The organism is Streptomyces sp. NPDC015242 (assembly GCF_043079125.1).
Lineage (GTDB): Bacteria > Actinomycetota > Actinomycetes > Streptomycetales > Streptomycetaceae > Streptomyces.
In genome coordinates, this window is the sequence record NZ_JBIBUF010000011.1 from 1 (window position 1) to 26458 (window position 26458).

Consider the following 26458-nt stretch of genomic DNA (forward strand, 5'->3'; position numbering starts at 1 on the left):
GCCCGGTTACATTCCGAACCCGGAAGCTAAGCCTTACAGCGCCGATGGTACTGCAGGGGGGACCCTGTGGGAGAGTAGGACGCCGCCGAACAATCTTTGGAAGGACCCCTGGTCACCAGCGTTCAGCTGGGACCAGGGGTCCTTTTTGTTTTTGCACTGCGCGCTGGGCACCCGGCTGCGCGAGAATGACTTGCGGTACCGAAGACAGGAGTCACCATGTCCACCAACTCTCCCGACGACCGACCGGAGCGCGACCAGCGGCGACGGGAAGGGGACCGGAGCGACCGCGGCGGTCAGCGCGGAGACCGTGGCGGAGACCGAGGCGGCTTCCGTCGCAACGACCGTGGTGACCGGCCCTCTTTCCGTCGCGATGATCGCGGCGATCGCGGGGACCGCGGTGGTTTCCGTCGCGACGACAACCGCGGTGGGGACAACCGTGGTGGTGGCTACGGCCGGCGCGACGACCGTGACCGTGACCGTGGCCCGCGCCGTGACGACCGCGACCGGGGCGGTTTCCGTCGTGACGACCGTGGCGACCGGCCCTCCTTCCGGCGTGACGACAACCGCCGTGACGACAGCCGGAGCGGCGACAACCGTGGTGGGGACAACCGCGGTGGTGGCTACGGCCGGCGCGACGACCGCGGTGGCTTCCAGCGGCGCGACGACCGCGGGCCGCGGGGCGGATTCCGCCGGGACGACAGGCGGGACGACCGCCGGGACGACCGTCGGGACGACAGGCGTGATGAGCGCCGGGACGACCGGCGCGACGGCGACCGTGGTGGGTTCCCCCGTCGGGACGACCGCGGCGAGCGCCGTGACACCCGTGACCGTGGCTACCGTGGTGACGACCGGGACCGTGGGTTCCGTGGCGGCGACGACCGTGACCGTGACCGTGGGTTCCGAGGTGACGACCGGGATCGCGGCTTCCGGCGGGATGACCGTGGTGGTTTCCGGGGCCGTGACGACCGCGGGGACCGCGGCGGTTTCCGTCGCGACCGTGATGACGCCGGTCGTGGTGGGCGTCCCGGATTCCGGCGTGAGGACGGTCCGCGCGGCGACCGCGGTGAGTTCCGGCGCGACGACCGGCGCGATGACCGCCGTGACGACCGGCGGGACGACCGGCGGGACGGTGACCGCGGTGGATTCCGCGGTGGGCGTGACGACCGAGGCGGGCGCGGGCCGCGGCGCGACGACCGCGGGGGCCGTCCCGGTGGCTTCCGGGGCGGACGGGACGACCGGCGGGGCGGCGGCGGTGGCGGCCGATTCCGTGACGAGCGCGAGCGGGACCGGGAGCCGATCAAGCGGCTGCCGATCCCCGAGGACGTCACGGGCGACGAGATCGACAAGGACGTACGGCAGGAACTGCAGAGTCTGCCGAAGACGCTCGCGGAAGACGTCGCCAGGAACCTGGTGATGGTCGCGCGGCTCCTCGACGAGGACCCCGAGGGCGCCTACGCCTACTCCCGGATCGCGCTGCGGCTGGCCTCGCGGGTCGCCGCCGTGCGGGAGGCCGCCGGGTTCGCCGCGTACGCCAACCAGAAGTACGGCGAGGCGCTGGCCGAGTTCCGGGCCGCCAAGCGGATGACCGGGAACATCGACCTCTGGCCGGTCATGGCCGACTGCGAGCGTGGGCTCGGGCGGCCGGAGAAGGCGCTGGACATGGCCGGTGCGCCCGAGGTGCACAAGCTGGACAAGGCCGGGCAGGTCGAGATGCGGCTCGTCGCGGCCGGCGCCCGGCGGGACATGGGGCAGCTGGACGCCGCCATCGTGACGCTGCAGAGCCCTGAGCTCGCCGCCGGCAGCGTGCAGCCGTGGACCGCGCGTCTGCGCTACGCGTACGCCGACGCCCTGCTCGCCGCCGGCCGCGAGGACGAGGCGCGAGAGTGGTTCGCGAAGGCCGTCGAGGCCGACCGGGACGGCAGCACGGACGCCTCGGACCGGCTCGCCGAGCTGGACGGCGTGGAGTTCCTGGACGTCCTCTCCGACGACGCGGATGACGACGCGGACGACGACGAGAGCACCGATGAGGTGCCGGGCGGCAGCGCGGACGGCGATGCCGCGGCCGAGGAGCCGGAGCAGAAGGACTGACGTCCGACGCGAGCGAGGAAGGGGGCGGGTCCCGGTCGGGAGCCGCCCCCTTTCGCGTGCCGCGGGAAGGTGTCAGAGGTCCAGGGCCCTGAGGACCAGCCCAGTCGCCGGTTTCGGGCCGAACGACGTCGACTTGCGCGGCATGGTGACGCCCTGCCGGGCCAGGTCGCGGACGACCTCCTCGCGGACGGGGTGCATCAGGACGGCCGTACCGCCGTCGCGCTCCGCCTTCGCGACCGTGGCCGCCGTGTCGTGGATGTAGGCGATGCGGTCCGGGGAGTCCTCGGGGATCCGCCACACGTGCTCCAGGAGCGTGGCGTGCAGCACCGTCGCGTCCAGGGTCCGCCAGGCCGCGGGCCGGTCGGCGGGGATCGTGCGGGACAGCAGCTCCGGGTCGGGGCGGTCCACGAGGTGGAAGGAACCGTCGCCGGCGAGGAGGAAGGCGTTGCCGGCGCAGGCCGCGTCCGCCAGTGCCTCGAGGGCCTCGGGCAGCGGCACGTCCAGGCGGCGCACGCGGAAGCGGCCGTCCAGGGCGGTGAGGGCCTGCGCGACCGGCAGGCCGTGCAGGAGGCGGTGGATGGCGCGCACCCGCAGGGGGTAGCGGGCCGTGTCGACCAGGAGGACCAGGCCGTGGTCCCACGGGCTGGGGGACGGGTGTTCCGTGCGCAGGCGGCGGTAGGTCGCCCAGCGGTGATGGCCGTCGGCGATGAGGGCCTGGTGGCGGGCCAGGTCGCGCCGGACGATGGTGAGTTCGGCCGGGTCGGTGAGGGCCCACAGGCGGTGGCTGAAGCCGTCCTCCGTGGTGGTGGCGAGGAGGGGCGGCCGGTCGGCGGTGCGCTCGATCAGGTCCGCCGTGGTGGCCGAGGTGTCGTCACCGCGGTACGTCAGCAGCAGCGGTTCGAGGTTCGCCGACGTGGCCCGCATCAGCGCCGCGCGGTCGGCGACGACATGCGGCATGACGTCCTCGTGCGGCAGCACCACCTGCTCGGCCGGGTCCGACACCCGCAGGGCGCCGATGACGCCGCGCTGCAGCATGCCGTGGCCGTCGCGCTGCTCGTAGACGTAGAGGCAGGGCTCCGGGTCGGTGGTCAGGACGCCTTCGGCGAGCCAGCGGCGCAGGGTCTGCGCCGCCTGTTCGTTGCGGGCGCCGGGTGTGGCGGCCTGCGGAAGGATCAGGCGGACGATGTTGTGCGGGTCGGAGGACTCGAGGTGGTGCAGGCCGTCGGGGCGCACCACGACGTCGTACGGCGGAGATGTGACGGCGGCAAGGCTGCCGACCCGGTCGGGGTCGTAACGAAGGCCTCGGAACGGAGTGAGTTCCAGGCCCCGGTGCGCCGTTGCCTCCGAGTGACCTGCTGTGTTCATCCCGGCATCGTACGGGTGTCGGTGGCATGGGGGATGATCGGGGGAAAGCCGTCGAACCGAGGAGCGATGCGGGATGAGCCGGAGCGTCAGGACGAGGCCCGAGGGCTGTGGGCAGGCCCTGAGCGAGGCGTACGACACGGCGCTGCTCGATCTGGACGGGGTGGTGTACGCGGGCGGCAGTGCCATCGCGCACGCGGTCGAGTCGCTCGCGGCGGCCCGGGAGGGCGGGATGCGCCTGGCGTACGTGACCAACAACGCGCTGCGGACGCCGGACACGGTGGCCGGGCATCTGACGGAGCTGGGGATACCGACGGGCGCCGAGGACGTCATCACCTCCGCCCAGGCGGTCGCGCGGCTCATCAGTGAGCAGGTGCCGCGGGGTGCGCGGGTGCTGGTGATCGGCGGCGAGGGGCTGCGGGTGGCGCTGCGGGAGCGGGGGCTGGAGCCCGTCGAGTCGGCGGACGACGACCCGGTGGCGGTCGTGCAGGGGTACGGCGGGCCCGACCTGCCGTGGGGCCGGTTCGCCGAGGCCTCCTACGCGGTGGCCCGGGGCGTGCCGTGGTTCGCGTCCAACACGGATCTGACGATCCCGAGCGGGCGGGGCATCGCGCCGGGCAACGGAGCCGCGGTGGAGGTCGTGCGGATCGCCACGGGTGCCGAGCCGCAGGTCGCGGGCAAGCCGCTGCCGCCGATGCACCGGGAGACGATCCTGCGGACGGGCGCGCGGCGGCCCCTGGTCGTCGGGGACCGGCTGGACACGGACATCGAGGGCGCGTTCAACGGGGAGGTCGACTCGCTGCTGGTGCTCACCGGCGTGACCGACGCGGTCCAGCTGCTGGCCGCGCCGCCGCAGCACCGGCCGACGTACGTGGACGCCGACCTGCGCGGGATGCTCGGCGGGCAGCCGGAGGTGACCGGGACCGACGGGGGCGGGTTCCGGTGCGGTGGCTGGACGGCCACGGCCGGCGCGGAGCGGCTGGAGCTCGACGGTGAGGGGGAGGCGCTGGACGGGCTGCGGGCGTTGTGCGCCGCCGCGTGGTCGGCCGCCGGTGACGGGGCGTGTGCCCTGGACGGCGGGAAGGCGCTGGCGCGGCTGGGGTTGTGACGGCCGGTTGGGCAGGGTCCGGTGTGGGCACACTGCGGGCGGGTGTGCGAAGGGGCGGCCGCTCCCGGATCGTGATCGCGTATCGTGATCGATTGCGAGGGTAGGCTAACCTAACTGCGTGTTGGTCGAGAGTCCCCCCGAACAGCGCGCGGAGACAGCCCCCGCGCCCCCGACCCGACGTGCGGCGCGTGCCTTCGGGCTGCTGCTGTCCGTCGCGATCCTGGTGCTCGTCGCGCTGGCGAGCATCGCGATCGGAGCGAAAGAGCTGTCCCTGGGGCAGGTGTGGCACGGCTTGTTCGAGGACTCGGGGACCTACGGCGACGTGGTCGTCGCCGAGCGCCTGTCGCGGACCGTGCTCGGGCTGCTGGCCGGCGCCGCCCTGGGGCTCGCCGGCGCGGTGCTGCAGGCCCTCACGCGCAATCCGCTGGCCGATCCCGGTCTCCTCGGCATCAACGCGGGCGCGTCCGCCGCGGTCGTCACGGCCATCACGTTCCTGGGCGTCACCTCGCTCAGCGGCTATGTGTGGTTCGCGTTCTGCGGCGCGGCCGCGGTCGGGGCGCTGGTGTGGTTCCTCGGCGGTAGCCGGGGCGCGACACCGGTGCGGCTGGCCCTCGCCGGCACGGCGATCAGCGCCGCGCTCTTCGGCTACCTCCAGGCCGTGATGATCATGGACGACGCGGCGCTCGGCAAGATGCGCTTCTGGACGCTCGGTTCGCTGTCCGCGGCGACCGACTCGACCATCGAGCAGGTTCTGCCGTTCCTGCTCACCGGCACGGTCCTCGCGCTGGCCCTGGCCCGGCCGCTCAACGCCATGGCCATGGGCGACGACACCGCCAAGGCGCTCGGCGCCAACCTGAACCGGACGCGGGCGCTGTCGATGCTGGCCGCGACCGTGCTGTGCGGGGCGGCGACCGCCGCGTGCGGGCCGATCGTGTTCGTCGGGCTGATGGTGCCGCACGTGGTGCGTTCCTTCACCGGGCCGGACCTGCGCTGGATCCTGCCGTACGCGGCGATCCTCTCGCCGGTGCTGCTGCTGGGGGCCGACGTCATCGGCCGGATCGTGGCCCGGCCCGCGGAACTGCAGGTGGGCATCGTCACCGCGATCCTCGGCGGGCCGGTGTTCATCTTTCTCGTACGACGGCGGAGGACGGCGCAGCTGTGAGGACCATCAACCGGGTCGTGAAGACGACCAGCCGGGTCGTGCGGACCCCGGGCGGGCTCTCCGTACGCCTGGACGTGCGGGCGTTCACCGTAGTGCTCCTGCTGCTGATCACGGCCCTCGCGGCGAGCGTGGTGCTCATCGGCACCGGCGACTTCCCGATCCCGGCCGCCGACGTGCTGCGCACGCTGGTCGGCGAGGGCAACGCGGGCCAGGAGTTCATCGTCAACGAACTGCGCCTGCCGCGCGTCCTGGTGGGGCTGCTGGTCGGCGCCTCGCTGGGGCTGGGCGGCGCGCTGTTCCAGTCCATCTCCCGCAACCCGCTGGGCAGTCCGGACGTGCTCGGCCTCGGCCAGGGCGCGACGGCCGGCGCGCTCACGGTCATCGTGCTGTTCTCCGGCAGCGCCAACCAGGTCGCGCTCGGCGCGCTCGCGGGCGGCCTGCTGACCGGCTTCGCGATCTACGTGCTGGCCTGGAAGCGGGGCGTGCACGGCTACCGCCTGGTGTTGGTCGGCATCGGCGTCTCGGCGATCGTCACCGCGGTCAACGGCTATCTGCTCACCAAGTCGGACATCGTGGACGCGGCCCGCGCGGTGGTGTGGATGACCGGCTCCCTCGACGGCCGTGACTGGGCGCAGGTGTGGCCGCTGCTCGCCCTGTGCGCGGTGCTCGTGCCGCTCGTGCTGGTCAACGGCCGGGGGCTGCGGATGATGGAGATGGGCGACGACGTGGCGTACGCACTCGGGGTGCGGGTGGAGCGCGTCCGGCTGCTGCTGATGGTCGCGGCGGTGCTGCTCACCGCGTCCGCGACCGCCGCGGCCGGTCCCGTCAGCTTCGTCGCGCTGACCGCGCCGCAGCTGGCCCGGCGGCTGACCCGTTCACCCGGCCCGAACCTGCCGGCCTCGCTGTGCATGGGCGCCGCCCTGCTGGTCGTCGCCGACTGGGCCTCGCAGCGGGCGTTCGGCGCCGAGCAGCTGCCCGTGGGCGTCGTCACCGGCGTGCTCGGCGGTGTCTACCTGCTGTGGCTGCTGGTCACCGAACGCAAGGCGGGCCGGATATGAGCACCGGCACCCCAGCGGGCACGAGCGCCCGGAGCAGCAACAACAGCAGCGGGCTGAACAACCGAAGGAGCACCGTGAACCGTCTGTCCGCCGAGAACGTCACCCTCGCCTACGACCAGCGGGTCATCGCCGAGCAGTTGTCGGTGGAGATACCCGACCACTCCTTCACCGTGATCGTCGGGCCCAACGCCTGCGGCAAGTCGACGCTGCTGCGGGCGCTGTCGCGGATGCTCAAGCCGAGCGAGGGCCGGGTGCTGCTCGACGGGCAGGTCATCCAGTCGCTGCCCGCGAAGAAGGTGGCGCGCACGCTCGGCCTGCTGCCCCAGTCGTCCATCGCGCCCGACGGCATCACCGTCGCCGACCTGGTCGGCCGCGGCCGCTACCCGCACCAGGGAATCCTGCGCCAGTGGTCCACCGAGGACGAGCGGGTCGTGCAGGAGTCCATGCGGCAGACCGGAGTCGCCGAACTGGCCGACCGCTACGTCGACGAACTCTCCGGCGGCCAGCGGCAGCGCGTGTGGATCGCCATGGCCCTGGCCCAGCAGACGCCGCTGCTGCTGCTCGACGAGCCGACGACGTACCTGGACATCCAGCACCAGATCGACGTGCTGGACCTGTGCGCGCAGCTGCACGAGGAGCAGGGGCGCACGCTGGTGGCCGTGCTGCACGACCTGAACCACGCCGCCCGCTACGCCACGCACCTCATCGCCCTGCGCCAGGGTACGGTCATCGCCGAGGGCGCGCCGAACGACATCGTCACGGCCGAGCTGGTCGAGGAGGTCTTCGGGCTGCGCTGCCAGGTCATCGACGACCCGGAGACGGGCACGCCGCTGGTCGTGCCGGCCGCGCGCAAGGCCCGCGTGCGGAACACGGACGGGACGCACGCCGCGGTGGGGACCGGACCGGAGAAGGTCGCCGCTACAGAAGCTTCCTGAGGCGCAGCAGGTCCCGCAGACCGGCGTGCAGCTTCACCCGGCCCGAGCCCCAGGCCGTGGCGAAGTGCAGCTCGCCGTCGACCAGGGCCACCAGGTCGTCGCCGGTCATGGCCAGTCTGATCTCGGCCTTGTCCGGCGGCGGTCCGGGCACCGTGTCGCGCACCTCGATCCGGCCGCCCCGCATCCGGCCCACGAAGGTGACGTCGAGGTCGGTGATGTGGCAGCTCACCGAGCGGTCCAGGGCCGCGGCCTCGCGGACGTCCCCGTCGGCGCGCTGCATGCTGTCCGAGAGCTTGTCGAGTGCGCTGCGGCACTCCTCGATCGTGGCCATCGCGATCGACGGTACCGCAGCGGTTCGCGGTAGCGTCGGGGCATGGACCACGCAGTTCCCCCCGCGGACCTCCCGGAGCGCCTCCCGGCGGACTTTTCGGAGAGCCTTCCGGAGGACATCCCGGCGGATCTCCCGGCGGATCCCCCGCAGGAGACGCGGCAGGCGGAGCCCGAGCACGACCCCGCCGCCCCGGCTCCCCTGAACGTCCCCCGCACGCCCACCGGCGACGCCGGCGTGGACGCGGCCCTGGCCCGGCTCGGCGACGCCGACCACCTCGCCACGGACGGCCACATCGAGGTGTACGAGGATGTACACCGGGGGCTGCGCGACGCGCTCACCGCGCTCGACGTACGCCCGGGACCTCCGGCGCCCCCCTCGCCCCCGTCGCCGCCTGGACCTAGGAGCTGAACCGAACGTGGCAGGAGTCGCACGCCGCCGTCTGGACGCGGAGCTGGTCCGCCGTAAGCTCGCACGTTCGCGTGAGCACGCCGGCCAGCTGATCGCCGCCGGGCGGGTCTCCGTCGGCAAGACCGTCGCGACGAAACCGGCCACGCAGGTGGAGACCGCCGCCGCCATCGTCGTCGCGGCCGACGAGAATGACCCGGACTACGTCTCCCGGGGCGGCCACAAGCTCGCCGGCGCGCTGGAGGTCTTCGTGCCGCAGGGCCTCGCGGTCCGGGGGCGCAGGGCGCTCGACGCCGGCGCCTCGACCGGTGGGTTCACGGACGTCCTGCTGCGGGCGGGCGCCGCGCACGTCGTCGCCGTGGACGTCGGTTACGGACAACTCGCGTGGTCCCTGCGGAACGATGAACGCGTCACCGTCAAGGACCGTACGAACGTACGCGAGTTGACGCTTGAAGCGATCGATGGGAAGCCTGTGGATCTTGTCGTGGGGGATCTGTCCTTCATTCCGCTCGGACTGGTCCTGCCCGCCCTGGTGCGGTGCGTGACGCCGGACGCCGACCTGGTGATGATGGTCAAGCCGCAGTTCGAGGTGGGCAAGGAGCGGCTGGGCAGCGGGGGAGTGGTCCGCAGCCCCGAGCTGCGGGCGGAGGCGGTGCGGGGCGTGGCCGAGAAGGCGTGGGGACTGGGGCTCGGGGCGAAGGGTGTGACCGCCAGTCCGCTGCCCGGGCCGTCGGGGAATGTCGAATACTTCTTGTGGCTGCGGGCCGGGGCACCGGAACTGGACCCGGCCGACGTCGACCGAGCAGTGGCGGAGGGGCCGCGTTGACCGAGAACCGAGCTCGTACTGTTTTCCTGCTCGCCCACACGGGCCGGCCTGCGGCCGTGCGCAGTGCCGAGCTCGTCGTGAAGGGGCTGCTGCGCTCCGGCCTGGGCGTGCGGGTCCTGGAGGACGAGGCCCGCGACCTGCCGCTGCCGGACGAGGTGGTGCTGGTCAAGGAGGCGACCCCGCAGTGCCTCGACGGGTGCGAGCTGCTCATCGTGCTGGGCGGCGACGGCACGCTGCTGCGCGGCGCCGAGTTCGCACGGGCGTCCGGGGTGCCGATGCTCGGCGTCAACCTCGGGCGGGTCGGGTTCCTCGCCGAGGCCGAGCGCGACGACCTCGACAAGGTCGTCGACCGGGTGGTGACCAAGGCGTACGAGGTCGAGGAGCGGATGACCGTCGACGTCGTGGTGCACCAGAACGGCGACATCGTGCACACGGACTGGGCGCTGAACGAGGCGGCCGTGCAGAAGGTGTCCGCCGAGCGGATGCTGGAGGTCGTGCTGGAGATCGACGGGCGGCCGGTCACCGGGTTCGGCTGTGACGGGATCGTGTGCGCCACGCCCACCGGATCGACCGCGTATGCCTTCTCGGCGGGCGGACCGGTGGTGTGGCCGGAGGTCGAGGCGCTGCTGATGGTGCCGATCTCCGCGCACGCGCTGTTCGCCAAGCCGCTGGTGACCTCACCGGATTCCGTGCTGGCGGTGGAGGTGCTGCCGCACATCCCGCCGGGCGTGCTGTGGTGCGACGGGCGGCGGACGGTGGAGCTGCCCGCCGGGGCGCGCGTGGAGGTGCGCAGGGGGGCCGTGCCGGTCCGGCTGGCCCGGCTGCATCACGCGTCCTTCACGGACCGGCTGGTGGCGAAGTTCGCGCTGCCCGTGTCCGGCTGGCGGGGGGCTCCTCACTAACGGGTGACAAGGCCGGGCCGGTCGCAATCCGCGGCCCGGACCTCGTAAGGTCGTGTCCGTGTTGGAGGAGATGCGGATACGGTCGCTCGGTGTGATCGACGACGCTGTCGTCGAGCTGTCGCCGGGGTTCACCGCGGTCACCGGTGAGACGGGTGCGGGCAAGACCATGGTGGTCACCAGCCTGGGGTTGCTCCTGGGCGGGCGGGCCGACCCGGCGCTCGTGCGGATCGGGGCCGGCAAGGCGGTCGTCGAGGGGCGGATCACCGTGCCCGAGAACGCCGCCGTCGCCGTACGCGCGGAGGAGGCCGGGGCCGAGCTCGACGACGGTGCCCTGCTCATCAGCCGTACCGTTTCGGCCGAGGGCCGCTCGCGGGCGCACCTGGGCGGACGCAGCGTGCCCGTGGGCGTGCTCGCGGAGCTCGCCGACGAGCTGGTGGCCGTGCACGGGCAGACCGACCAGCAAGGACTGCTCAAGCTGTCCCGGCAGCGGCAGGCGCTCGACCGGTACGCCGGCGACGCCGTCGCCGTGCCACTGGCCAAGTACGGCGAGGCGTACAAGCGGCTGCGGGCCGTGTCGGCCGAGCTCGACGAGATCACCACGCGCGCGCGGGAACGGGCCCAGGAGGCCGACCTGCTGCGCTACGGGCTCGACGAGATCGCCGCCGTCGAGCCCCGGGCCGGTGAGGACGCGGAGCTGGCGGAGGAGGCCGAGCGGCTGGGGCACGCCGAGGCGCTGGCATCGGCCGCCGCGGCCGCTCACGCGGCGCTCGCGGGCAATCCGGAGGACCCCGAGGGCGTCGACGCCGGGACGCTCGTCGCCGGCGCCCAGCGGGCCCTGGACGCCGTGCGGGCGCACGATCCGGCGCTGGCCGCGCTCGCCGACCGCATCGGGGAGATCGGGATCCTGCTGCGTGACGCGGCCGGGGACCTCGCGGGGTACGCCGACGACCTGGACGCCGATCCGCTGCGGCTGGCGGCCGTCGAGGAGCGGCGGGCCGCGCTCACCGGCCTGACCCGCAAGTACGGCGAGGACATCGACGCCGTGCTGGCCTGGGCCGAGCGCAGCGCCACCCGGCTGACCGAACTCGACGGCGACGACGAGCGGATCGGGGAGCTGACCGCCGAGCGGGACGCCCTGCGGGCCGAACTGGGCGGACTCGCCCAGGCGTTGACGGACGCGCGCACGGAGGCGGCCGAGCGGTTCGCCGCCGCCGTGACCGCCGAGCTGGCCTCTCTCGCCATGCCGCACGCGCGCGTGTCCTTCGACATCCGGCAGACCGAGGACCCCGAGGGCGTCGAGGTCGGCGGGCGGCCCGTGGCCTACGGGCCCGCCGGTGCCGACGAGGTGGAGCTGCTGCTGGCCCCGCACCCGGGCGCGCCGCCCCGGCCGATCGCCAAGGGCGCCTCCGGCGGTGAGCTGTCCCGCGTGATGCTCGCCGTCGAGGTGGTGTTCGCGGGGACGGATCCGGTGCCGACGTACCTCTTCGACGAGGTCGACGCGGGCGTCGGTGGCAAGGCGGCGGTCGAGATCGGCCGGCGGCTCGCCCGGCTGGCGAAGACCGCGCAGGTCGTGGTCGTGACGCACCTGCCGCAGGTGGCCGCCTTCGCCGACCGGCAGTTGCTGGTCGAGAAGACGAACGACGGGTCCGTGACCCGCTCCGGCGTGAAGGTGCTGGAGGGGGAGGAGCGGGTCCGCGAGCTGTCCCGCATGCTCGCCGGCCAGGAGGACTCGGAGACGGCCCGGGCGCACGCGGAGGAGTTGCTGGCGACGGCGCGGGCGGATCTGTAGCCGGGCCGGAGAAGGACGGGCCGGGGCCGGGCGCTCCGGGGCGGGGCGCTCCGGGGCGGGCGGGTCACTCAACTTCACTCGTGTGGGTGACCCGGCCCGGCGCATTTCCCCGCTGCCGCGCCCCGCGGTCGCGCCGCCGGGCTTCCGGCGTTCCCGGAACCCCCGTATGTCCTGGCATCCTTGGCGGAGTACGCGTGGGAAACCGCGTCGTGACCGCCCGACCGAACCAGGAGCCCGGCCACGTGACCCCCGTGAGCAGCCACTCACCGCCTGGCCAGTCGCCGCTGCGCACCGTGCAGGTGCTGGGCGGGGGCAACGCCGCCAGCAGTGCGCATGTGCGCTCGCTGGCCGCGGGGCTCGTCGCGCGGGGCGTGAAAGTCACGGTGTGCGCCCCCTTCGAGGCGGATCGCGCCTACGGCTTCACCGGGGTCGGAGCCGACCACGTGCACGTGCCGCGCAGCAGCGACCCCGTGTCGGTCGCGGCCCTGCGGGCGGCCTGCGCGGACGCCGACCTGGTGCACGCCCACGGGCTGCACGCCTCGTTCCGTACCGTGCTCGCGCTCAGCGGACGGCGCGTGCGGACCCCGCTGGTCGTGACGTGGCACGACCGGGCACACGCCGAGGGGGCGCGTGCCCATCTGCTGCGCGTCCTGGAGCGGCGGGTGGTCAAGGGGGCCACGGTGGTGCTGGGCACGACCTCGGCGCTCGTGGACCGGGCCCGGCTGACGGGCGCCCGGGACGCGCGGCTCGCCGCCGTGGCGCTGCCCGGACCCCGCAGGCCCGTGGAGCCCGACGACCCGGACCGGCGGCGGCCCAAGCTGCGGGCCGAACTCGGCGCCATCGGACGGCCGTTGCTCATGGCCGTCGGCTCCCTGGAGCGGCACCGCGGCTACGACGTGCTGCTGGACGCCGCGCGCGTGTGGCGCCGCCTGGACCCCGTTCCGCTGGTGGTGATCGCCGGGGAGGGGCCGCTGCGCCGCGAACTGCAGGAGCGGATCGAGAGCGAAGGGCTGCCGGTCCGGCTCATCGGCCGCCGCGACGACATCGGCGACCTGCTCGCGGCCGCCGACCTGGCCCTGCTGCCGAGCCGCTGGGAAGCGCGCTCGGTGCTCGCCCAGGAGGCCCTCCACGCGCGCGTGCCGCTCGTCGCGACCGACGTCGGCGGCATCCCCGAACTCGTCGGCGACGCGGCCGAACTGGTCCCCTCCGGAGACGCCCGGGCCCTCGCGGAGTCCGTGGTACGGCTGCTCGGCGATCCCGAGCGCATGGCCCTGCTGCGGGACAAGGGCGCCCGGCAGGCGGCGACCTGGCCCACCGAGGACGAGACCGTCGCCCAAGTGCTCAGTGTTTACGACGAGTTGACCCGGCCGCTGCCGCTCGCCTAGCGGGCGCCGGCAGGCCGGCGCCCCTCGCCCGGTGGGATTTCCGCCCCGTCCTACAGGGCCTGCGGCACGTGCCGGCGGGCGCGCAGGGCCAGGCTCAGCGCCAGCACCGTCTGCGGGTCGTCCAGGTCCGAGCCCAGCAACTCCCCGATCCGCGCCAGCCGGTTGTACAGGGTCTGCCGGTTGAGGTGCAGCTCCCGGGCCGTCTCCGCCTTGCGCCCCGCGTGGGCGAGATAGCTCGTCAGGGTGGGCAGCAGCGGCGGCCGGGAGCGGCGGTCGTGCTCCAGGAGCGGTCCGAGGGCCCGGTCGACGAAGGCCGCCAGGTCCGGGTCGTCGCGCAGCCGCCACAGCAGCAGGTCGATGTCCAGGCGGCGGGCGTCGAACCAGGGCCGGTCCGGCAGCCCCTGGGCCGCCGTGGCCGTCTCGGCCGCGTGCCTCAGGCCCGACGCCGCCGCCGGCCAGCCGCCGGCCACCCCGACCACCACCACGGGCGGCTGCCCGCCCGGCCGTAGCATCCCGGCCCGGCCCACCCCGGCCCGCAGCGCCGCCGCCACCCGGTCCGCGACCGTCGCCCGCTCCGGCTCCGCGCGCAGCCCGAGCAGCACCAGCACCCGCCCCTCCACCGGCCGCACCCCGAGCAGCATCGGCAGGCCCACCGCCGCCAGTTCCTCCGAGACCGCCCGGGCCAGCACCGCCCAGCCGCCCCCGGGGGACAGGGCGTCGCCGAGCCGCATGACGACCGGCAGCAGCGGCCCCTCGCCCGGCCGGAAGCCCAGCACACGGGCCTGCGCCGGGGCGTCCTCGGCGCTGACCCGGCCCTCGGCGAGGTCCGTGAGGAAGTCGCCGCGCCCGCGGGCCGCCAGCTCCTCCTCCTGCCGCGCCTGCATCAGCACCACGGCCAGGATGCCCGCGGCCCGCTCGGCCGCCATCCGGTGCACCGGGGCCAGGGGCGTGCGCACGGGCAGCAGCACCAGCCGCGCCCGGACGCCCCCGCTGCCGGGGCCGCCGCCCGGCACGTCCACGAACAGCGAGCCCGCGAGCGGCGGTTCGTCCTTGTGCTGGCCGCGCAGCCCCTCCCACACCTGGAGCGGGTCCGCGCCCTCGGGACCGGCCCCGGCGGCGTACAGCAACTGCCCCTCCGCCGTCTCCAGGAAGACCGGGTTGGCGGCGAAGTCGGCCAGGATGCCGAGCACCTGGTGCACCCCGCCGCCGCTCAGCACCGCCCGCGTGCAGCGCCGGTGCACCTCCTCGGCCCGTTGGAGCAGTGCGTAGTGACCGTTGACGATCTCGGTGTGGATCTCCTCCGTCACGGTGACGAACGGCACCTCGCGGTGCAGCTGCACCAGCGGCAGCCCGGCCGAGCGCGCGGTGTCGACCAAAGCCGCGGGCAGCCGGGTGAAACGCGGGCCGAGCTCCACCACCAGGGCCGCGATGCCGCGCTCGGCCAGGGTGCGCACGAACGCCCGCTGTTCGGCCGGGCGGGTGCCGAGCCCGTAGCCCGTGGTCAGCAGCAGTTCGCCGCCCTTGAGCAGGGAGGCGATGTGCGGAACCTCGCCCGCGTGCACCCAGCGCACGGTCCGCCCGAGCCGGTCGGCGCCCGCCAGCACCTCGGGCAGCCCGCCGCGCAGCCCCGGCAGTTCCAGCGCCCGCCGCACGGTGATCCCGGCGCCCTGGGTGTCACAGCCGCTGTCCGTCCCGCTCTCCATGGGCCGGACGCTACCCGGGCGGATGCTCCCCGGACATCTCGGGACGGACACCGGGACGGTCACACCCCGCCCGGTGCCGAGCGGATCCCTCCCGGATTACGGCCGGGCCGACCGGGTACGGGCGCCGTCATGGACATGAGCGTGGTCGCGGTGGGGCGGGAGGACGACAGCCCGGTCGAGGAGCCGTTGCGGGTCGCGGTCCTCGCCGACCGGCTCGGGTACCGGGAGGTGTGGGCGGGCGAGGGGCCGACCTGGGACTCGTTCGTCCTGGCGACGGCGATCGGCGCGGCCACCGAGCGGATCGCGCTGACCGCCGGGCCGGTGCCGGTGAACGTGCGCGATCCGCTGACCGTCGTCCGGGGCGCCGCCTCGACCGCGGCCGTCACCGGCCGTCCCGTCGGCGTGGCCCTCGGCACCTCCAGCAAGCGGGTCGTCGAGGGCGTGCACGGCCGCCCGCGGACCCGGCCCGCCACGACCCTGGAGGAGTCGGCCGCGGCCGTACGGGCGCTGATGGACAGCGTGCCGGGCGAGCCGGTCGTGCCCGGCAGCGGCTTCCCGCGCAGGCTGCCGCCGCCCGGGGGGATGCTCACCGTCGCGGCGTTCGGCGAGCGCGCGGTCGCCACGGCGGTCGGGCACGCCGACCGGATGCTCCTCGACCTGGTCTCGCCCGGGCAGGTGCGCATGCTGCGGGCGCGCATGCTGGCGGCCGCCGGGAAGGCCGGGCGCACCCCGCCGCGGCTGGCCGCCTGGCTGCCCGCCGCCGTCGACCCGGAGCCGGAGGCGCTCACGCAGATCCTGCGCAGCGTCGCCGGCTACCTGCCCGTGCCGGGCTACAGCGACATGTTCGTCGACGCCGGGTTCGCCGAGGTCGTCGAGCTGGCCGTCAAGGGAGCCGACCGGGACACCCTGCTGGGGGCCCTGCCGCCCGAGGCCGCCGGAACGGTCGCCCTGGTGGGCGACGCCGCCACCGTCCGCGCCCGCGTCGACGCCTACGCCGAGGCCGGCCTCGACGAGATCGCCCTGGTCCCGGCCACGGCGGGCGACCCGGCCGGGAAGCGCACGCTCACGGCCCTCAAGCCGGAGTGACGCTCCCCAAGGCTCCGTTCAGCCGCCGTACGCGCCCGAAGCCGTCAGCCGCAGCGCCGTGTCGATGAGCGGCACGTGGCTGAAGGCCTGCGGGAAGTTGCCCACCTGGCGCTGCAGGCGCGGGTCCCACTCCTCGGCCAGCAGACCGAGGTCGTTGCGCAGGGACAGTAGCTTCTCGAACAGCTTGCGGGCCTCGTCCACGCGGCCGATCATCGCCAGGTCGTCGGCCATCCAGAACGAGCAGGCGAGGAACGCTCCCTCGTCGCCGGGCAGGCCGTCCACGCCCTCGTCGCCGCCCGAGGTCGGGTAGCGCAGGATGAAGCCGTCCGGCGTGGACAGCTCCCGCTGGATCGCCTCGATCGTGCCGATGACGCGCTTGTCGTCCGGCGGCAGGAAGCCCATCTGCGGGATCAGCAGCAGGGAGGCGTCCAGCTCCTTGGAGCCGTAGGACTGCGTGAAGGTGTTGCGCTCCTTGTCGTAGCCGCGCTCGCACACGTCCCGGTGGATGTCGTCGCGCAGTTCCTTCCAGCGCTCCAGCGGACCGTCGGCGTCGCCGGACTCGATCAGCTTGATCGTGCGGTCGACGGCGACCCAGGCCATCACCTTGGAGTGCACGAAGTGGCGGCGCGGGCCGCGCACCTCCCAGATGCCCTCGTCCGGCTCCTGCCAGTGGTCCTCCAGGTAGCGGATCAGCTTCAGCTGGAGCAGCGAGGCGTAGTCGTTGCGCGCGAGACCGGTCATGTGGGCCAGGTGCAGGGCCTCGGTGACCTCGCCGTACACGTCCAGCTGGAGCTGGTGCGCGGCGCCGTTGCCGACCCGGACCGGGGCGGAGTTCTCGTAGCCCGGCAGCCAGTCCAGCTCCGCCTCGCCGAGCTCGCGCTCACCGGCGATGCCGTACATGATCTGCAGGTTCTCCGGGTCGCCGGCGACCGCGCGCAGCAGCCACTCGCGCCAGGCGCGGGCCTCCTCGCGGTAGCCGGTGCGCAGCAGCGAGGACAGGGTGATGGCCGCGTCGCGCAGCCAGGTGTAGCGGTAGTCCCAGTTGCGCACGCCGCCGATGTCCTCCGGCAGGGAGGTGGTCGGCGCGGCGACGATGCCGCCGGTCGGGGCGTACGTCAGGGCCTTCAGGGTGATCAGCGAGCGCACCACGGCCTCGCGGTAGGGGCCGTGGTACGTACAGTGGTCGACCCACTCGCGCCAGAAGTCCTCCGTCGCCACCAGCGACTGCTCCGGCTCGGGCAGGGGCGGCGGCTGCTTGTGCGAGGGCTCCCAGGAGATCGTGAACGCGATCCGCTCGCCCGGCGCGACCGTGAAGTCCGAGTAGGTCGTCAGCGACTTGCCGTACGTCTCGACGGATGTGTCGAACCACACGGAGTCGGGGCCCGCGACGGCCACCGTGCGCCCCTCGTGCTTGTGCACCCACGGCACCACCCGCCCGTAGGAGAACCGCATCCTCAGCGCCGAGCGCATCGGCACCCGGCCGGAGACGCCCTCGACGATCCGGATGAGCTGCGGGGCGCCGTCACGCGGCGGCATGAAGTCCGTCACCCGGACCGTGCCCCGCTGGGTGTCCCACTCGGACTCCAGGATCAGCGAGTCGCCGCGGTAGCTGCGCCGGGCCGCGGTGGGCGGCTCCTGGTCGGAGGCGTGGGCGGGGCCGAGCCGCCAGAAGCCGTGCTCCTCGGTGCCCAGCAGGCCGGCGAAGATGGCGTGCGAGTCGAAGCGGGGCAGGCACAGCCAGTCGACTGTCCCGTCCCGGCAGACCAGGGCAGCGGTCTGCATGTCTCCGATGAGTGCGTAGTCTTCGATGCGCCCGGCCACGTGCAACTCCAGTCGAACGGCCACGTCACCCCGCAAGGGGGCTGTCGCTAGTGCGGTCAAGGGGGGTTTTCGGCAAGTCTTGCAATGCGTCGTTGAGCGATGAAGCAAAACAGGTCACTCAGCCGTGACGCAAAGCGCCAATTGTTGCTCAACGAACTGACGAGCTCACGTTGTTCCGGTGCTTACGGGCGGGGGGTGGTGCCGTTGGGCCGGACGGGCTCGGCAGCGAGTGTCCGAGCAGGATACGACGCACGCGGAAGATCCGTGTGCCGGTCCGGGCAAGCCGAGTACGCCGAACGAGTGAGCAGCGGGTGAGGGGCCGACGGGGATGACCGCCCCGTGTCGGAATGTGTGCGGAGCGTGGCCGGAAGCCATCACCTCGCGGCGCTGATACGCTGGTAGCCCGTGGACCGGTGGGCGTCTGACCCCCGAACCGCACCTCCAGATCGCGACCACGGGAGCCCCCTCTTGGCCATGCCCAATTCCACGACGACCAAGCACATCTTCGTCACCGGGGGTGTCGCCTCCTCGCTCGGCAAGGGCCTCACGGCCTCCAGCCTCGGCATGCTGCTCAAGGCCCGGGGCCTGCGCGTCGTGATGCAGAAGCTCGACCCGTACCTCAACGTCGACCCCGGCACGATGAACCCCTTCCAGCACGGTGAGGTGTTCGTCACCAACGACGGCGCCGAGACCGACCTGGACATCGGCCACTACGAGCGCTTCCTCGACCGCGACCTGGACGGCTCGGCCAACGTCACCACCGGCCAGGTGTACTCCACCGTGATCGCCAAGGAGCGGCGCGGCGAGTACCTGGGCGACACCGTGCAGGTCATCCCGCACATCACCAACGAGATCAAGCACCGCATCCGCCGCATGGCGACGGACGAGGTCGACGTCGTGATCACCGAGGTCGGCGGCACGGTCGGCGACATCGAGTCGCTGCCGTTCCTGGAGACCGTCCGCCAGGTCCGGCACGAGGTCGGCCGGGACAACGTCTTCGTCGTGCACATCTCGCTCCTGCCGTACATCGGCCCCTCGGGTGAGCTGAAGACGAAGCCCACCCAGCACTCGGTCGCGGCCCTGCGCAACATCGGCATCCAGCCGGACGCGATCGTGCTGCGCTGCGACCGCGAGGTGCCCACCGCGATCAAGCGGAAGATCTCGCTGATGTGCGACGTCGACGAGGCCGCCGTCGTCGCCTGCCCCGACGCCCGCTCGATCTACGACATCCCCAAGACCGTGCACGGCGAGGGCCTGGACGCCTACGTCGTCCGCAAGCTGGACCTGCCGTTCCGCGACGTGGACTGGACGACCTGGGACGACCTGCTCGACCGCGTCCACAACCCCGACCACGAGATCACCCTCGCCCTGGTCGGCAAGTACATCGACCTGCCCGACGCCTACCTGTCGGTGACCGAGGCGCTGCGCGCCGGCGGCTTCGCCAACCGGGCCCGCGTGAAGATCAAGTGGGTCACCTCGGACGACTGCAAGACCCCGGCCGGTGCCGCGGCGCAGCTCGGCGACGTCGACGGCATCTGCATCCCCGGCGGCTTCGGCGAGCGCGGGGTGAACGGCAAGGTCGGCGCCATCCGCTACGCCCGCGAGAACAAGGTGCCGCTGCTCGGCCTCTGCCTGGGCCTGCAGTGCATCGTGATCGAGGCCGCGCGCAACCTGGCCGACATCTCCGACGCCAACTCCACCGAGTTCGACCCGGCCACCGGGCACCCGGTCATCTCCACCATGGCCGAGCAGATGGACATCGTCGCCGGTGAGGGCGACATGGGCGGCACCATGCGGCTCGGCATGTACCCGGCCAAGCTGGCCGAGGGCTCGATCGTGCGCGAGGTGTACGACGGCAAGGAGTACGTCGAGGAGCGGCACCGTCACCGTTACGAGGTGAACAACGCCTACCGCGCGGAGCTGGAGAAGAGGGCGGGCATCCTGTTCTCCGGAACCTCGCCGGACGGCAAGCTCGTCGAGTACGTCGAGTACCCGCGCGACGTCCACCCCTACCTGGTCGCCACGCAGGCGCACCCGGAGCTGCGCTCGCGCCCGACGCGCCCGCACCCGCTGTTCGCCGGGCTCGTCAAGGCCGCGGTCGAGCGGAAGACTGCGAAGTAACACACCAGTTGTACGGTGGCCGGGGTGCATCCCTTCAAAGGGTGTGCACCCCGGTTCCGTTTCGGCAGGTCGTGCAGGGCACGTGGAAGGACAGGCATGACGATCAAGGACATCCCGGAGGAGTGGGAGATCCGGGCGACGGACACGCCCTTCGTGGGCAACAAGACCTCCGTCCGGACCGACGACGTGGTCATGCCCGACGGCACCGTGGTGGGCCGCGACTACCAGGTCCACCCCGGCTCCGTCGCCGTCCTCGCCCTCGACGAGGCCGACCGCGTCCTGGTCCTGCGCCAGTACCGTCACCCCGTGCGCCACAAGCTGTGGGAGATCCCGGCCGGGCTGCTCGACGTCCCCGGCGAGAACCCGCTGCACGCGGCGCAGCGCGAGCTGTACGAGGAGGCGCACGTCAAGGCCGAGGACTGGCGGGTGCTGACCGACGTCTACACCACGCCCGGCGGTTGCGACGAGGCCGTGCGGATCTTCCTCGCGCGTGATCTGTCCGAGGCCGAGGGCGAGCGCTTCGCGGTCGCGGAGGAAGAGGCCGACATGGAGCTCGACCGGGTACCGGTCGAGGAGCTGGTCCGGGGCGTGCTGGGCGGCGATCTCCACAACAACTGCCTCGTGGTGGGCGTGCTGTCGCTGGTCGCCGCGCGGGCCGGGGACGGGCTGGACGCGCTGCGTCCGGCGCAGGCGCCGTGGCCTGCGCGTCCGTTCGAGGCGTAGCCGCTCCGCGGGGGAGAGGGTGCCGCGGTGGTCGGGTGGTGCGGCGCCTTCGTGGCCGGTCGCGCCGTTCCCCGCGCCCCTTCGGGGGCGCCACCGCGAAGCCCCGGTCCTACGATCTGCTGATCCGATCGGGGGATGTGCCCGCCCTGCTCCTCCGGGGACGTCGCAGAGCGTGAACTAGGCTCTGAGCACGCCCGCACCGGAGTCCCGGCGGGCTCGCAGGTGCGGTGGACGGGAGTGTGGCCCGTGACGGATCAGGTCGTGGAGACAGGCGACGTGCGGCCGGCCGGGCGCGCTGCCGGGGAGCACGGGTTCCTGGGCCGCACACGGGAGTTGAAGGAGCTGCGCGCCGACATCGAGCGCGCCGGACTGGACACCCTCGCGGGCCGCAAGGCCCCTCGCGCACGCGTGCTGCTCATCGCGGGCCGCCCCGGCTCGGGCCGCACCGCACTCGCCGAGGAACTCGTCCGGCAGGTCGCGGGCCGCTACCCGGACGGGGTGCTGCGCGCCCGCCTCACCGACCCCGACGGCACCCGCGTCCCGGTCGAGCGCACCGCCCGCGACCTCCTCGCCGCCCTGGACGAACAGGCCCCGGCCGGCGCCTGCGAGGACGACCTCACCGACGCCCTGCGCACCGCTCTGGCCGACCGCCGCTTCCTGCTCCTGCTGGACGACGCCGCCGACGCCGAGCAGGTCGACGCCCTGCTGCCCGACACACCGGAGTGCCTGGTCGTCGCCGTCTCCCAGGGCCCGCTCACCGGCATCTCGGACGTCCGCCCGTGCACCCTGGGCGGCCTGGACGCCAAGTCCGGGGTGGAACTGCTGGCCCGGCACACCGGCTCGGTGCGCATCACCGTCGACCCCCGGGCGGCCGAGGGTCTCGCCGAGGAGTGCCAGGGGCAGCCCGCCGCGCTGGTGCTCGCCGGCGGCTGGCTGGCGGCCCGGCCCAAGGCGGCCGTCTCCGACCTGGCCAAACAGCTGCGCGCCGAGGAGCCCGAGGGGACCGCCCTGAGCCGGGTCTTCCGGCTCACCTACGCCGCCCTGCCCGCGGCCACCGCCCGGATGCTGCGCCTGCTCGCCCTCGCCCCGGCCGGCCTGGTCGACCCGCAGGTCGCCTCCGCGCTCGCCGGCTGCTCGGTGGGCACCGCCCGCACCACCCTCGACGACCTCGTCGCCCTCGGCTTCCTGCACGCGGTGGACTCCCCGCTGCCGCAGTACGAGGTGCCGGGCTGCCTGTTCGGCCAGCTCCGCGTGCTGGCCCGGCACCACGAACGCCCGGCCGAGCTCCAGCTGGCCCGCGCCCGCATGCTGGAGCGGACCGTGCGGCTGCTCCAGGCCTGCCGCGCGATCACCGAGACCGACAGTGTCCAGGCGCGCCAGAAGCTCCTCGACATGCCCCGGGCCCTGCGCTTCGCCACCCCGCGGGCGGCCGCCGAGTGGCTGCGCGTGACCCGGCCCGCGCTGCTCGCCGCGGCCCGGCTCGCGGTCGCCGACGGTGAGCTGGACACCCTGGCGAGGCGGCTGATGTCCCAGCTGGTCAAGGCCATGGTGGCCCATGTCGGAACCAGGGCGGCCGCCCCCGACCTGTACGTCGTCCACAGCCTGGTCCTCGACATCGCCGAGCGCCGGGACCTGCCCCGGGAGAAGGCCGCCGCCCTGCTGAACCTCGGTGACCTGGACGCCCGCACCGGCCGCACCGCCGACGCCCTGGCGCGCTACCGGGCCGCCCTGGACGCCGGACGCGAGGTGAACGACACCTACGCGACCGGCCGCGCGATGGAATCCGTAGGGGGCGCACACCTGGAGCTCGGCGACTTCGACCGGGCCGCCGACTGGTTCGGCCGGGCCCTGACCGAGCGGCTCGCCCGGGGCGAGCGCGCCGACGCCGCCCGGCTGTACGGGCGCATCGCCGCCGCCCACACCTTCGCGGGCCGCTACGGAGAGGCCCTGCGCAACTGGCGTTCGGCGATCGCGGGCCACCGCAAGAACGGCGACGTGGCCGCCCAGGCGCGGGCGTTGAGCGAGCTGGCCCGGGTCCAGGAGTACGCGGGCCGGCCCGAGGAGTCGCTGCGCACCTGCCGGGAGGCCGTCGAGTGGGCCAGGCGCGCGGAGGACACCCGGTTGCAGGCCGCGCTGCACCTGCGGGTCGCCGACACCCTCGAACATCTGGGTGATCCCGCCTCCGCCGGGCTGCATCGGGGGGCCGCCGAGCGGATCCTCGGGGACGCAAACCTTCAAACCGAACCCGACGCCTGCGAAATCCGTACCGCATCCGCTGAAGATTGATGCAATGGAAGGCTAGACAGCGGGAACACCTTCATTAGACTGGCTCTGCCGCACGTTCTCCTGCGGTCTCTCCCGGTGTGCCCGTGCGTGCCCGGGTATGTCTAAGAAATACCCCCATACCCTCTGAGCCAAGGACCGTGATCGACGTGAAGGTCGGCATCCCCCGCGAGGTCAAGAACAACGAGTTCCGGGTGGCCATCACCCCCGCCGGTGTGCACGAGCTGGTGCGCCACGGCCACCAGGTCGTCATCGAGCGCGGCGCCGGCGTCGGCTCCTCGATCACGGACGAGGAGTACGTGACCGCCGGCGCGCGGATCCTGGACACCGCCGACGAGGTCTGGGCCACCGCCGACCTGCTGCTGAAGGTCAAGGAGCCCATCGCCGAGGAGTACCACCGCCTCCGCAAGGACCAGACGCTCTTCACCTACCTGCACCTGGCCGCGTCCAAGGAGTGCACGGACGCCCTGCTGGAGTCCGGCACCACCGCCATCGCCTACGAGACGGTCGAGCTGCCCAGCCGCGCGCTGCCGCTGCTCGCCCCGATGTCCGAGGTCGCGGGCCGGCTGGCCCCGCAGGTCGGCGCCTACCACCTGATGCGCGCCAACGGCGGCCGCGGTGTGCTGCCCGGCGGTGTCCCGGGTGTGCTGGCCGGCCGGGCCGTCGTGATCGGCGGTGGCGTCTCCGGCTGGAACGCCGCCCAGATCGCCATCGGCATGGGCTTCCACGTGACCCTGCTCGACAAGGACATCAACAAGCTCCGCGAGGCCGACAAGATCTTCGGCACGAAGATCCAGACCGTCGTCTCCAACGCCTTCGAGCTGGAGAAGGCCTGCCTGGAGGCCGACCTCGTGATCGGCGCGGTGCTGATCCCCGGCGCCAAGGCCCCGAAGCTGGTCACCAACGAGCTCGTCTCGCGGATGAAGCCCGGAAGTGTCCTTGTCGACATCGCGATCGACCAGGGCGGCTGCTTCGAGGACTCCCGCCCGACCACCCACGCCGAGCCGACCTTCCAGGTCCACGAGTCGGTCTTCTACTGCGTCGCCAACATGCCCGGCGCGGTGCCCAACACCTCCACCTACGCGCTGACCAACGCCACGCTGCCGTACATCGTGGAACTGGCCAACCACGGCTGGGTGGACGCGCTGCGCCGTGACCCGGCGCTGGCCAAGGGCCTCAACACCCATGACGGCAAGGTCGTTTACCGCGAGGTGGCGGAGGCGCACGGCGTAGAGCACGTGGAGCTCTCCTCGCTGCTCGGCTGAGCCCCCGACCCGCACGCGACGGCCGGTAAGTCGGCTAAGTCACCTGACGGCAAAGGCGACACGTCAACATGCGTCGTCAACGCTGCGCACCCGGCCGGACCTTGCCCGACAAGGTCCGGCCGGATGTGTGTATGGTCACTTCGCGATTCTCGGGCAACTCGCCTCGAACGTAACCCTTCAACCGATTCGCACACCGGTGAAACCTGCCGTGCGACGGCCGTACGCCCTTGACAGCGGGATGTTTCATTGCCGACACATCGGGCCGGGTCCGGCGGATTGTGTTGCTGCGGACGCCCGACACGCCATAGAGTCGCCAACCGTCGGCATGGTGCCACGCTGACCTGTCTAGAAGTTTCCTGGTCACCAAGGAGGTAAGACGACTTGTGAATGAGTCGACATTTACTCCCGGGGGTGGTCAACCAGGAATGCCTGCACGGGACCAGGGGCCCGCGGGGTTCGCGGCTGTCGGCTCCGTCGCCGTGCGCACCTTCGCAGCCCACCAGAGTCAGCAGGCGACTCACACAGCACACCAGAAGATGGATGGCCATCACGTGAACGCCATGGCCGGCGACGGAAGTGGCGCGCCCCACAACCACTTCGCCGACTACGACGAACTGCCCGAGGGGCACTTCTACGACCCCGACGCGGAGTACGAGCCCGATCCCGAGTACGCGGCGACGCTCGCACCCGACGCGGCCAGACAGCGCCGGGAGCGCATCGGCCCGACCGGACGCCCGCTGCCGTACTTCCCGATCCCGGGCCCGCTCACCGACCACGGACCCGCGAAGATCATCGCGATGTGCAACCAGAAGGGCGGCGTCGGCAAGACCACGTCGACCATCAATCTGGGTGCCGCGCTCGCGGAGTACGGACGCCGTGTCCTGCTCGTGGACTTCGACCCGCAGGGCGCGCTGTCGGTCGGACTCGGCGTCAATCCGATGGAGCTCGACCTCACCGTCTACAACCTGCTCATGGAGCGGGGGATGGCGGCCGACGAGGTGCTGCTGAAGACGGCGGTCCCCAACATGGACCTGCTGCCCAGCAACATCGACCTGTCGGCGGCCGAGGTCCAGCTCGTCTCCGAGGTCGCCCGCGAGTCGACCCTGCAGCGCGCCCTGAAGCCGCTGCTGGACGACTACGACTTCATCGTCATCGACTGCCAGCCCTCGCTCGGCCTGCTCACGGTCAACGCCCTGACGGCCGCGCACAAGGTGATCGTGCCGCTGGAGTGCGAGTTCTTCGCGCTGCGCGGCGTGGCCCTGCTGACGGAGACGATCGAGAAGGTTCAGGAGCGGCTCAACCCCGACCTGGAGCTCGACGGGATCCTCGCCACGATGTACGACTCGCGCACCGTGCACAGCCGTGAGGTGCTCGCACGGGTCGTCGAGGCGTTCGACGACCACGTCTACCACACGGTCATCGGGCGCACGGTCCGCTTCCCGGAGACCACGGTCGCCGGTGAGCCGATCACCACGTACGCCTCCAACTCCGTCGGTGCCGCCGCCTACCGCCAGCTCGCCAGGGAGGTGCTCGCCCGGTGTCACGCCGAGTGAGTCTGCCGGGGGCCGACGAACTCTTCCGTACGACAGGGGGAATGGGGCTGCAGTCGTCCACGCCCAGGCGCAACGCCAACGGCGACGCCCGGGTGCCCGCTCCGGCGGGCGAGGGCGACGCGGCGGCAGCGGCGGCGGAGGACGCGCCGCAGTCGGTGCCCGCGCAGGGCGGGGACGGCGAGGGCGCCGAGCATGTCGCGGCGGACGCGGATCCGGCCGAGGCCGGGGAGTCCCGCAGCCGCTCCGGCTCCGGCCGCCGGCCGGCGGCGCAGGAAGGTTCTGCCGCCGGTGCCGCAGCGGCCCCGCGCAAGCGGGGTCGGGCCGCGGCGCGCCGTCCCAGTGGCCGTGAGCGGCACGACGAGAAGATCACGGTGTACGTGTCGGCCGAGGAGCTCATGGACCTGGAGCACGCGCGTCTCGTGCTCCGCGGTGAGCACGGCCTGGCCGTCGACCGCGGGCGCATCGTCCGCGAGGCGGTCGCCGTGGTCCTCGCCGACCTGGAGACCCGCGGGGACGCCAGCATCCTCGTACGCCGACTGCGCGGGCGGTAGC

At 73.1% G+C, this 26458-nt stretch carries 22 protein-coding genes and 1 rRNA gene; 19 read left to right on the plus strand and 4 right to left on the minus strand.

The genetic code is table 11. The annotated features are described in order from the left end of the window. From rrf to ACF07N_RS31460, 3 genes are all read left to right on the plus strand, one after another. Nucleotides 1-91 (plus strand): 5S ribosomal RNA (gene rrf, locus ACF07N_RS31450); the annotation flags it as partial. Nucleotides 92-307: 216 nt separating this feature from the next. Then, nucleotides 308-1414 carry a hypothetical protein gene (locus tag ACF07N_RS31455; protein WP_392120126.1) on the plus strand — a complete coding sequence of 369 codons (1107 nt, stop codon included), beginning with the start codon at nt 308-310 and terminating at the stop codon, nt 1412-1414. Beyond that, entirely contained in the window at nt 1306-2088 is a 783-nt protein-coding gene (locus tag ACF07N_RS31460) for a tetratricopeptide repeat protein (RefSeq protein ID WP_383333886.1), read from the plus strand. The genes ACF07N_RS31455 and ACF07N_RS31460 overlap by 109 nt, the downstream gene beginning before the upstream one ends. Before the next feature lie 72 nt (nt 2089-2160). On the opposite strand, the gene ACF07N_RS31465 is transcribed toward ACF07N_RS31460, so the two are convergent. Further along, nucleotides 2161-3453: a DUF1015 family protein gene (locus ACF07N_RS31465; protein WP_392119541.1), complete on the minus strand. Its 1293-nt coding sequence runs from the start codon at nt 3451-3453 to the stop codon at nt 2161-2163. 73 nt (nt 3454-3526) lie between these two features. On the opposite strand from ACF07N_RS31465, the gene ACF07N_RS31470 reads away from it, so the two are divergent. The 4 genes from ACF07N_RS31470 to ACF07N_RS31485 all read left to right on the plus strand — a co-directional run bounded on the left by ACF07N_RS31470 (nt 3527) and on the right by ACF07N_RS31485 (nt 7713). Next, the gene (locus ACF07N_RS31470; RefSeq protein WP_392119544.1) at nt 3527-4558 is read left to right on the plus strand and encodes an HAD hydrolase-like protein; all 1032 of its coding nucleotides are present in this window, start codon (nt 3527-3529) and stop codon (nt 4556-4558) included. Between the two features lie 118 nt (nt 4559-4676). Next, complete coding sequence (locus ACF07N_RS31475; RefSeq protein WP_392119547.1) at nt 4677-5720, plus strand: FecCD family ABC transporter permease; 1044 nt, start codon at nt 4677-4679, stop codon at nt 5718-5720. A 17-nt stretch (nt 5721-5737) separates the two neighbouring features. Next, complete coding sequence (locus ACF07N_RS31480) at nt 5738-6778, plus strand: FecCD family ABC transporter permease (RefSeq protein ID WP_383349682.1); 1041 nt, start codon at nt 5738-5740, stop codon at nt 6776-6778. Beyond that, nucleotides 6775-7713 carry an ABC transporter ATP-binding protein gene (locus tag ACF07N_RS31485; RefSeq protein WP_392119550.1) on the plus strand — a complete coding sequence of 313 codons (939 nt, stop codon included), beginning with the start codon at nt 6775-6777 and terminating at the stop codon, nt 7711-7713. Before ACF07N_RS31480 ends, ACF07N_RS31485 begins: the two co-directional genes overlap by 4 nt. On the opposite strand, the gene ACF07N_RS31490 is transcribed toward ACF07N_RS31485, so the two are convergent. Further along, nucleotides 7697-8044, minus strand: coding sequence for a sterol-binding protein (locus ACF07N_RS31490; RefSeq protein WP_392119553.1), 348 nt, complete (start codon nt 8042-8044; stop codon nt 7697-7699). The genes ACF07N_RS31485 and ACF07N_RS31490 overlap by 17 nt on opposite strands. A 42-nt stretch (nt 8045-8086) precedes the next feature. On the opposite strand from ACF07N_RS31490, the gene ACF07N_RS31495 reads away from it, so the two are divergent. The 5 genes from ACF07N_RS31495 (at nt 8087) to ACF07N_RS31515 (ending at nt 13351) form a co-directional block, all read left to right on the plus strand. Beyond that, nucleotides 8087-8452: a hypothetical protein gene (locus ACF07N_RS31495; protein WP_392119556.1), complete on the plus strand. Its 366-nt coding sequence runs from the start codon at nt 8087-8089 to the stop codon at nt 8450-8452. Nucleotides 8453-8459: 7 nt separating this feature from the next. Further along, nucleotides 8460-9275 (plus strand): TlyA family RNA methyltransferase, encoded by an 816-nt coding sequence (locus ACF07N_RS31500; protein ID WP_392119559.1) that lies wholly within the window; start codon nt 8460-8462, stop codon nt 9273-9275. Then, nucleotides 9272-10177, plus strand: coding sequence for an NAD kinase (locus ACF07N_RS31505; protein WP_094055423.1), 906 nt, complete (start codon nt 9272-9274; stop codon nt 10175-10177). The genes ACF07N_RS31500 and ACF07N_RS31505 overlap by 4 nt, the downstream gene beginning before the upstream one ends. 70 nt (nt 10178-10247) lie before the next feature. Next, nucleotides 10248-11966: a DNA repair protein RecN gene (gene recN, locus ACF07N_RS31510; RefSeq protein WP_383333882.1), complete on the plus strand. Its 1719-nt coding sequence runs from the start codon at nt 10248-10250 to the stop codon at nt 11964-11966. Between the two features lie 242 nt (nt 11967-12208). Next, nucleotides 12209-13351, plus strand: coding sequence for a glycosyltransferase family 4 protein (locus ACF07N_RS31515; RefSeq protein ID WP_392120103.1), 1143 nt, complete (start codon nt 12209-12211; stop codon nt 13349-13351). Nucleotides 13352-13401: 50 nt separating this feature from the next. On the opposite strand, the gene ACF07N_RS31520 is transcribed toward ACF07N_RS31515, so the two are convergent. After that, entirely contained in the window at nt 13402-15054 is a 1653-nt protein-coding gene (locus ACF07N_RS31520; RefSeq protein WP_392119563.1) for a PucR family transcriptional regulator, read from the minus strand. A 129-nt stretch (nt 15055-15183) separates the two neighbouring features. Here ACF07N_RS31520 and ACF07N_RS31525 point away from each other — a divergent pair, with 129 nt between their 5' ends. Further along, nucleotides 15184-16140, plus strand: a complete 957-nt coding sequence (locus ACF07N_RS31525; RefSeq protein WP_392119566.1) for an LLM class F420-dependent oxidoreductase — start codon at nt 15184-15186, stop codon at nt 16138-16140. An 18-nt stretch (nt 16141-16158) separates the two neighbouring features. On the opposite strand, the gene ACF07N_RS31530 is transcribed toward ACF07N_RS31525, so the two are convergent. Further along, nucleotides 16159-17961 carry a glycoside hydrolase family 15 protein gene (locus ACF07N_RS31530; RefSeq protein ID WP_392120106.1) on the minus strand — a complete coding sequence of 601 codons (1803 nt, stop codon included), beginning with the start codon at nt 17959-17961 and terminating at the stop codon, nt 16159-16161. 474 nt (nt 17962-18435) lie between these two features. Here ACF07N_RS31530 and ACF07N_RS31535 point away from each other — a divergent pair, with 474 nt between their 5' ends. The 6 genes from ACF07N_RS31535 (at nt 18436) to ACF07N_RS31560 (ending at nt 26457) form a co-directional block, all read left to right on the plus strand. After that, nucleotides 18436-20082: a CTP synthase gene (locus tag ACF07N_RS31535; protein ID WP_392119569.1), complete on the plus strand. Its 1647-nt coding sequence runs from the start codon at nt 18436-18438 to the stop codon at nt 20080-20082. Nucleotides 20083-20178: 96 nt separating this feature from the next. After that, a complete protein-coding gene (locus ACF07N_RS31540; RefSeq protein ID WP_362278931.1) occupies nt 20179-20805 on the plus strand; it encodes an NUDIX hydrolase in 627 nt (208 codons plus the stop codon). Between the two features lie 246 nt (nt 20806-21051). Continuing rightward, complete coding sequence (locus tag ACF07N_RS31545) at nt 21052-23091, plus strand: tetratricopeptide repeat protein (protein WP_392119572.1); 2040 nt, start codon at nt 21052-21054, stop codon at nt 23089-23091. 137 nt (nt 23092-23228) lie between these two features. After that, complete coding sequence (ald, locus tag ACF07N_RS31550; RefSeq protein ID WP_383333847.1) at nt 23229-24353, plus strand: alanine dehydrogenase; 1125 nt, start codon at nt 23229-23231, stop codon at nt 24351-24353. A 425-nt stretch (nt 24354-24778) separates the two neighbouring features. After that, nucleotides 24779-25906, plus strand: a complete 1128-nt coding sequence (locus ACF07N_RS31555) for a ParA family protein (protein ID WP_086559363.1) — start codon at nt 24779-24781, stop codon at nt 25904-25906. Then, complete coding sequence (locus tag ACF07N_RS31560) at nt 25891-26457, plus strand: hypothetical protein (protein WP_383333845.1); 567 nt, start codon at nt 25891-25893, stop codon at nt 26455-26457. The genes ACF07N_RS31555 and ACF07N_RS31560 overlap by 16 nt, the downstream gene beginning before the upstream one ends. Nucleotide 26458: the final 1 nt, after the last annotated feature.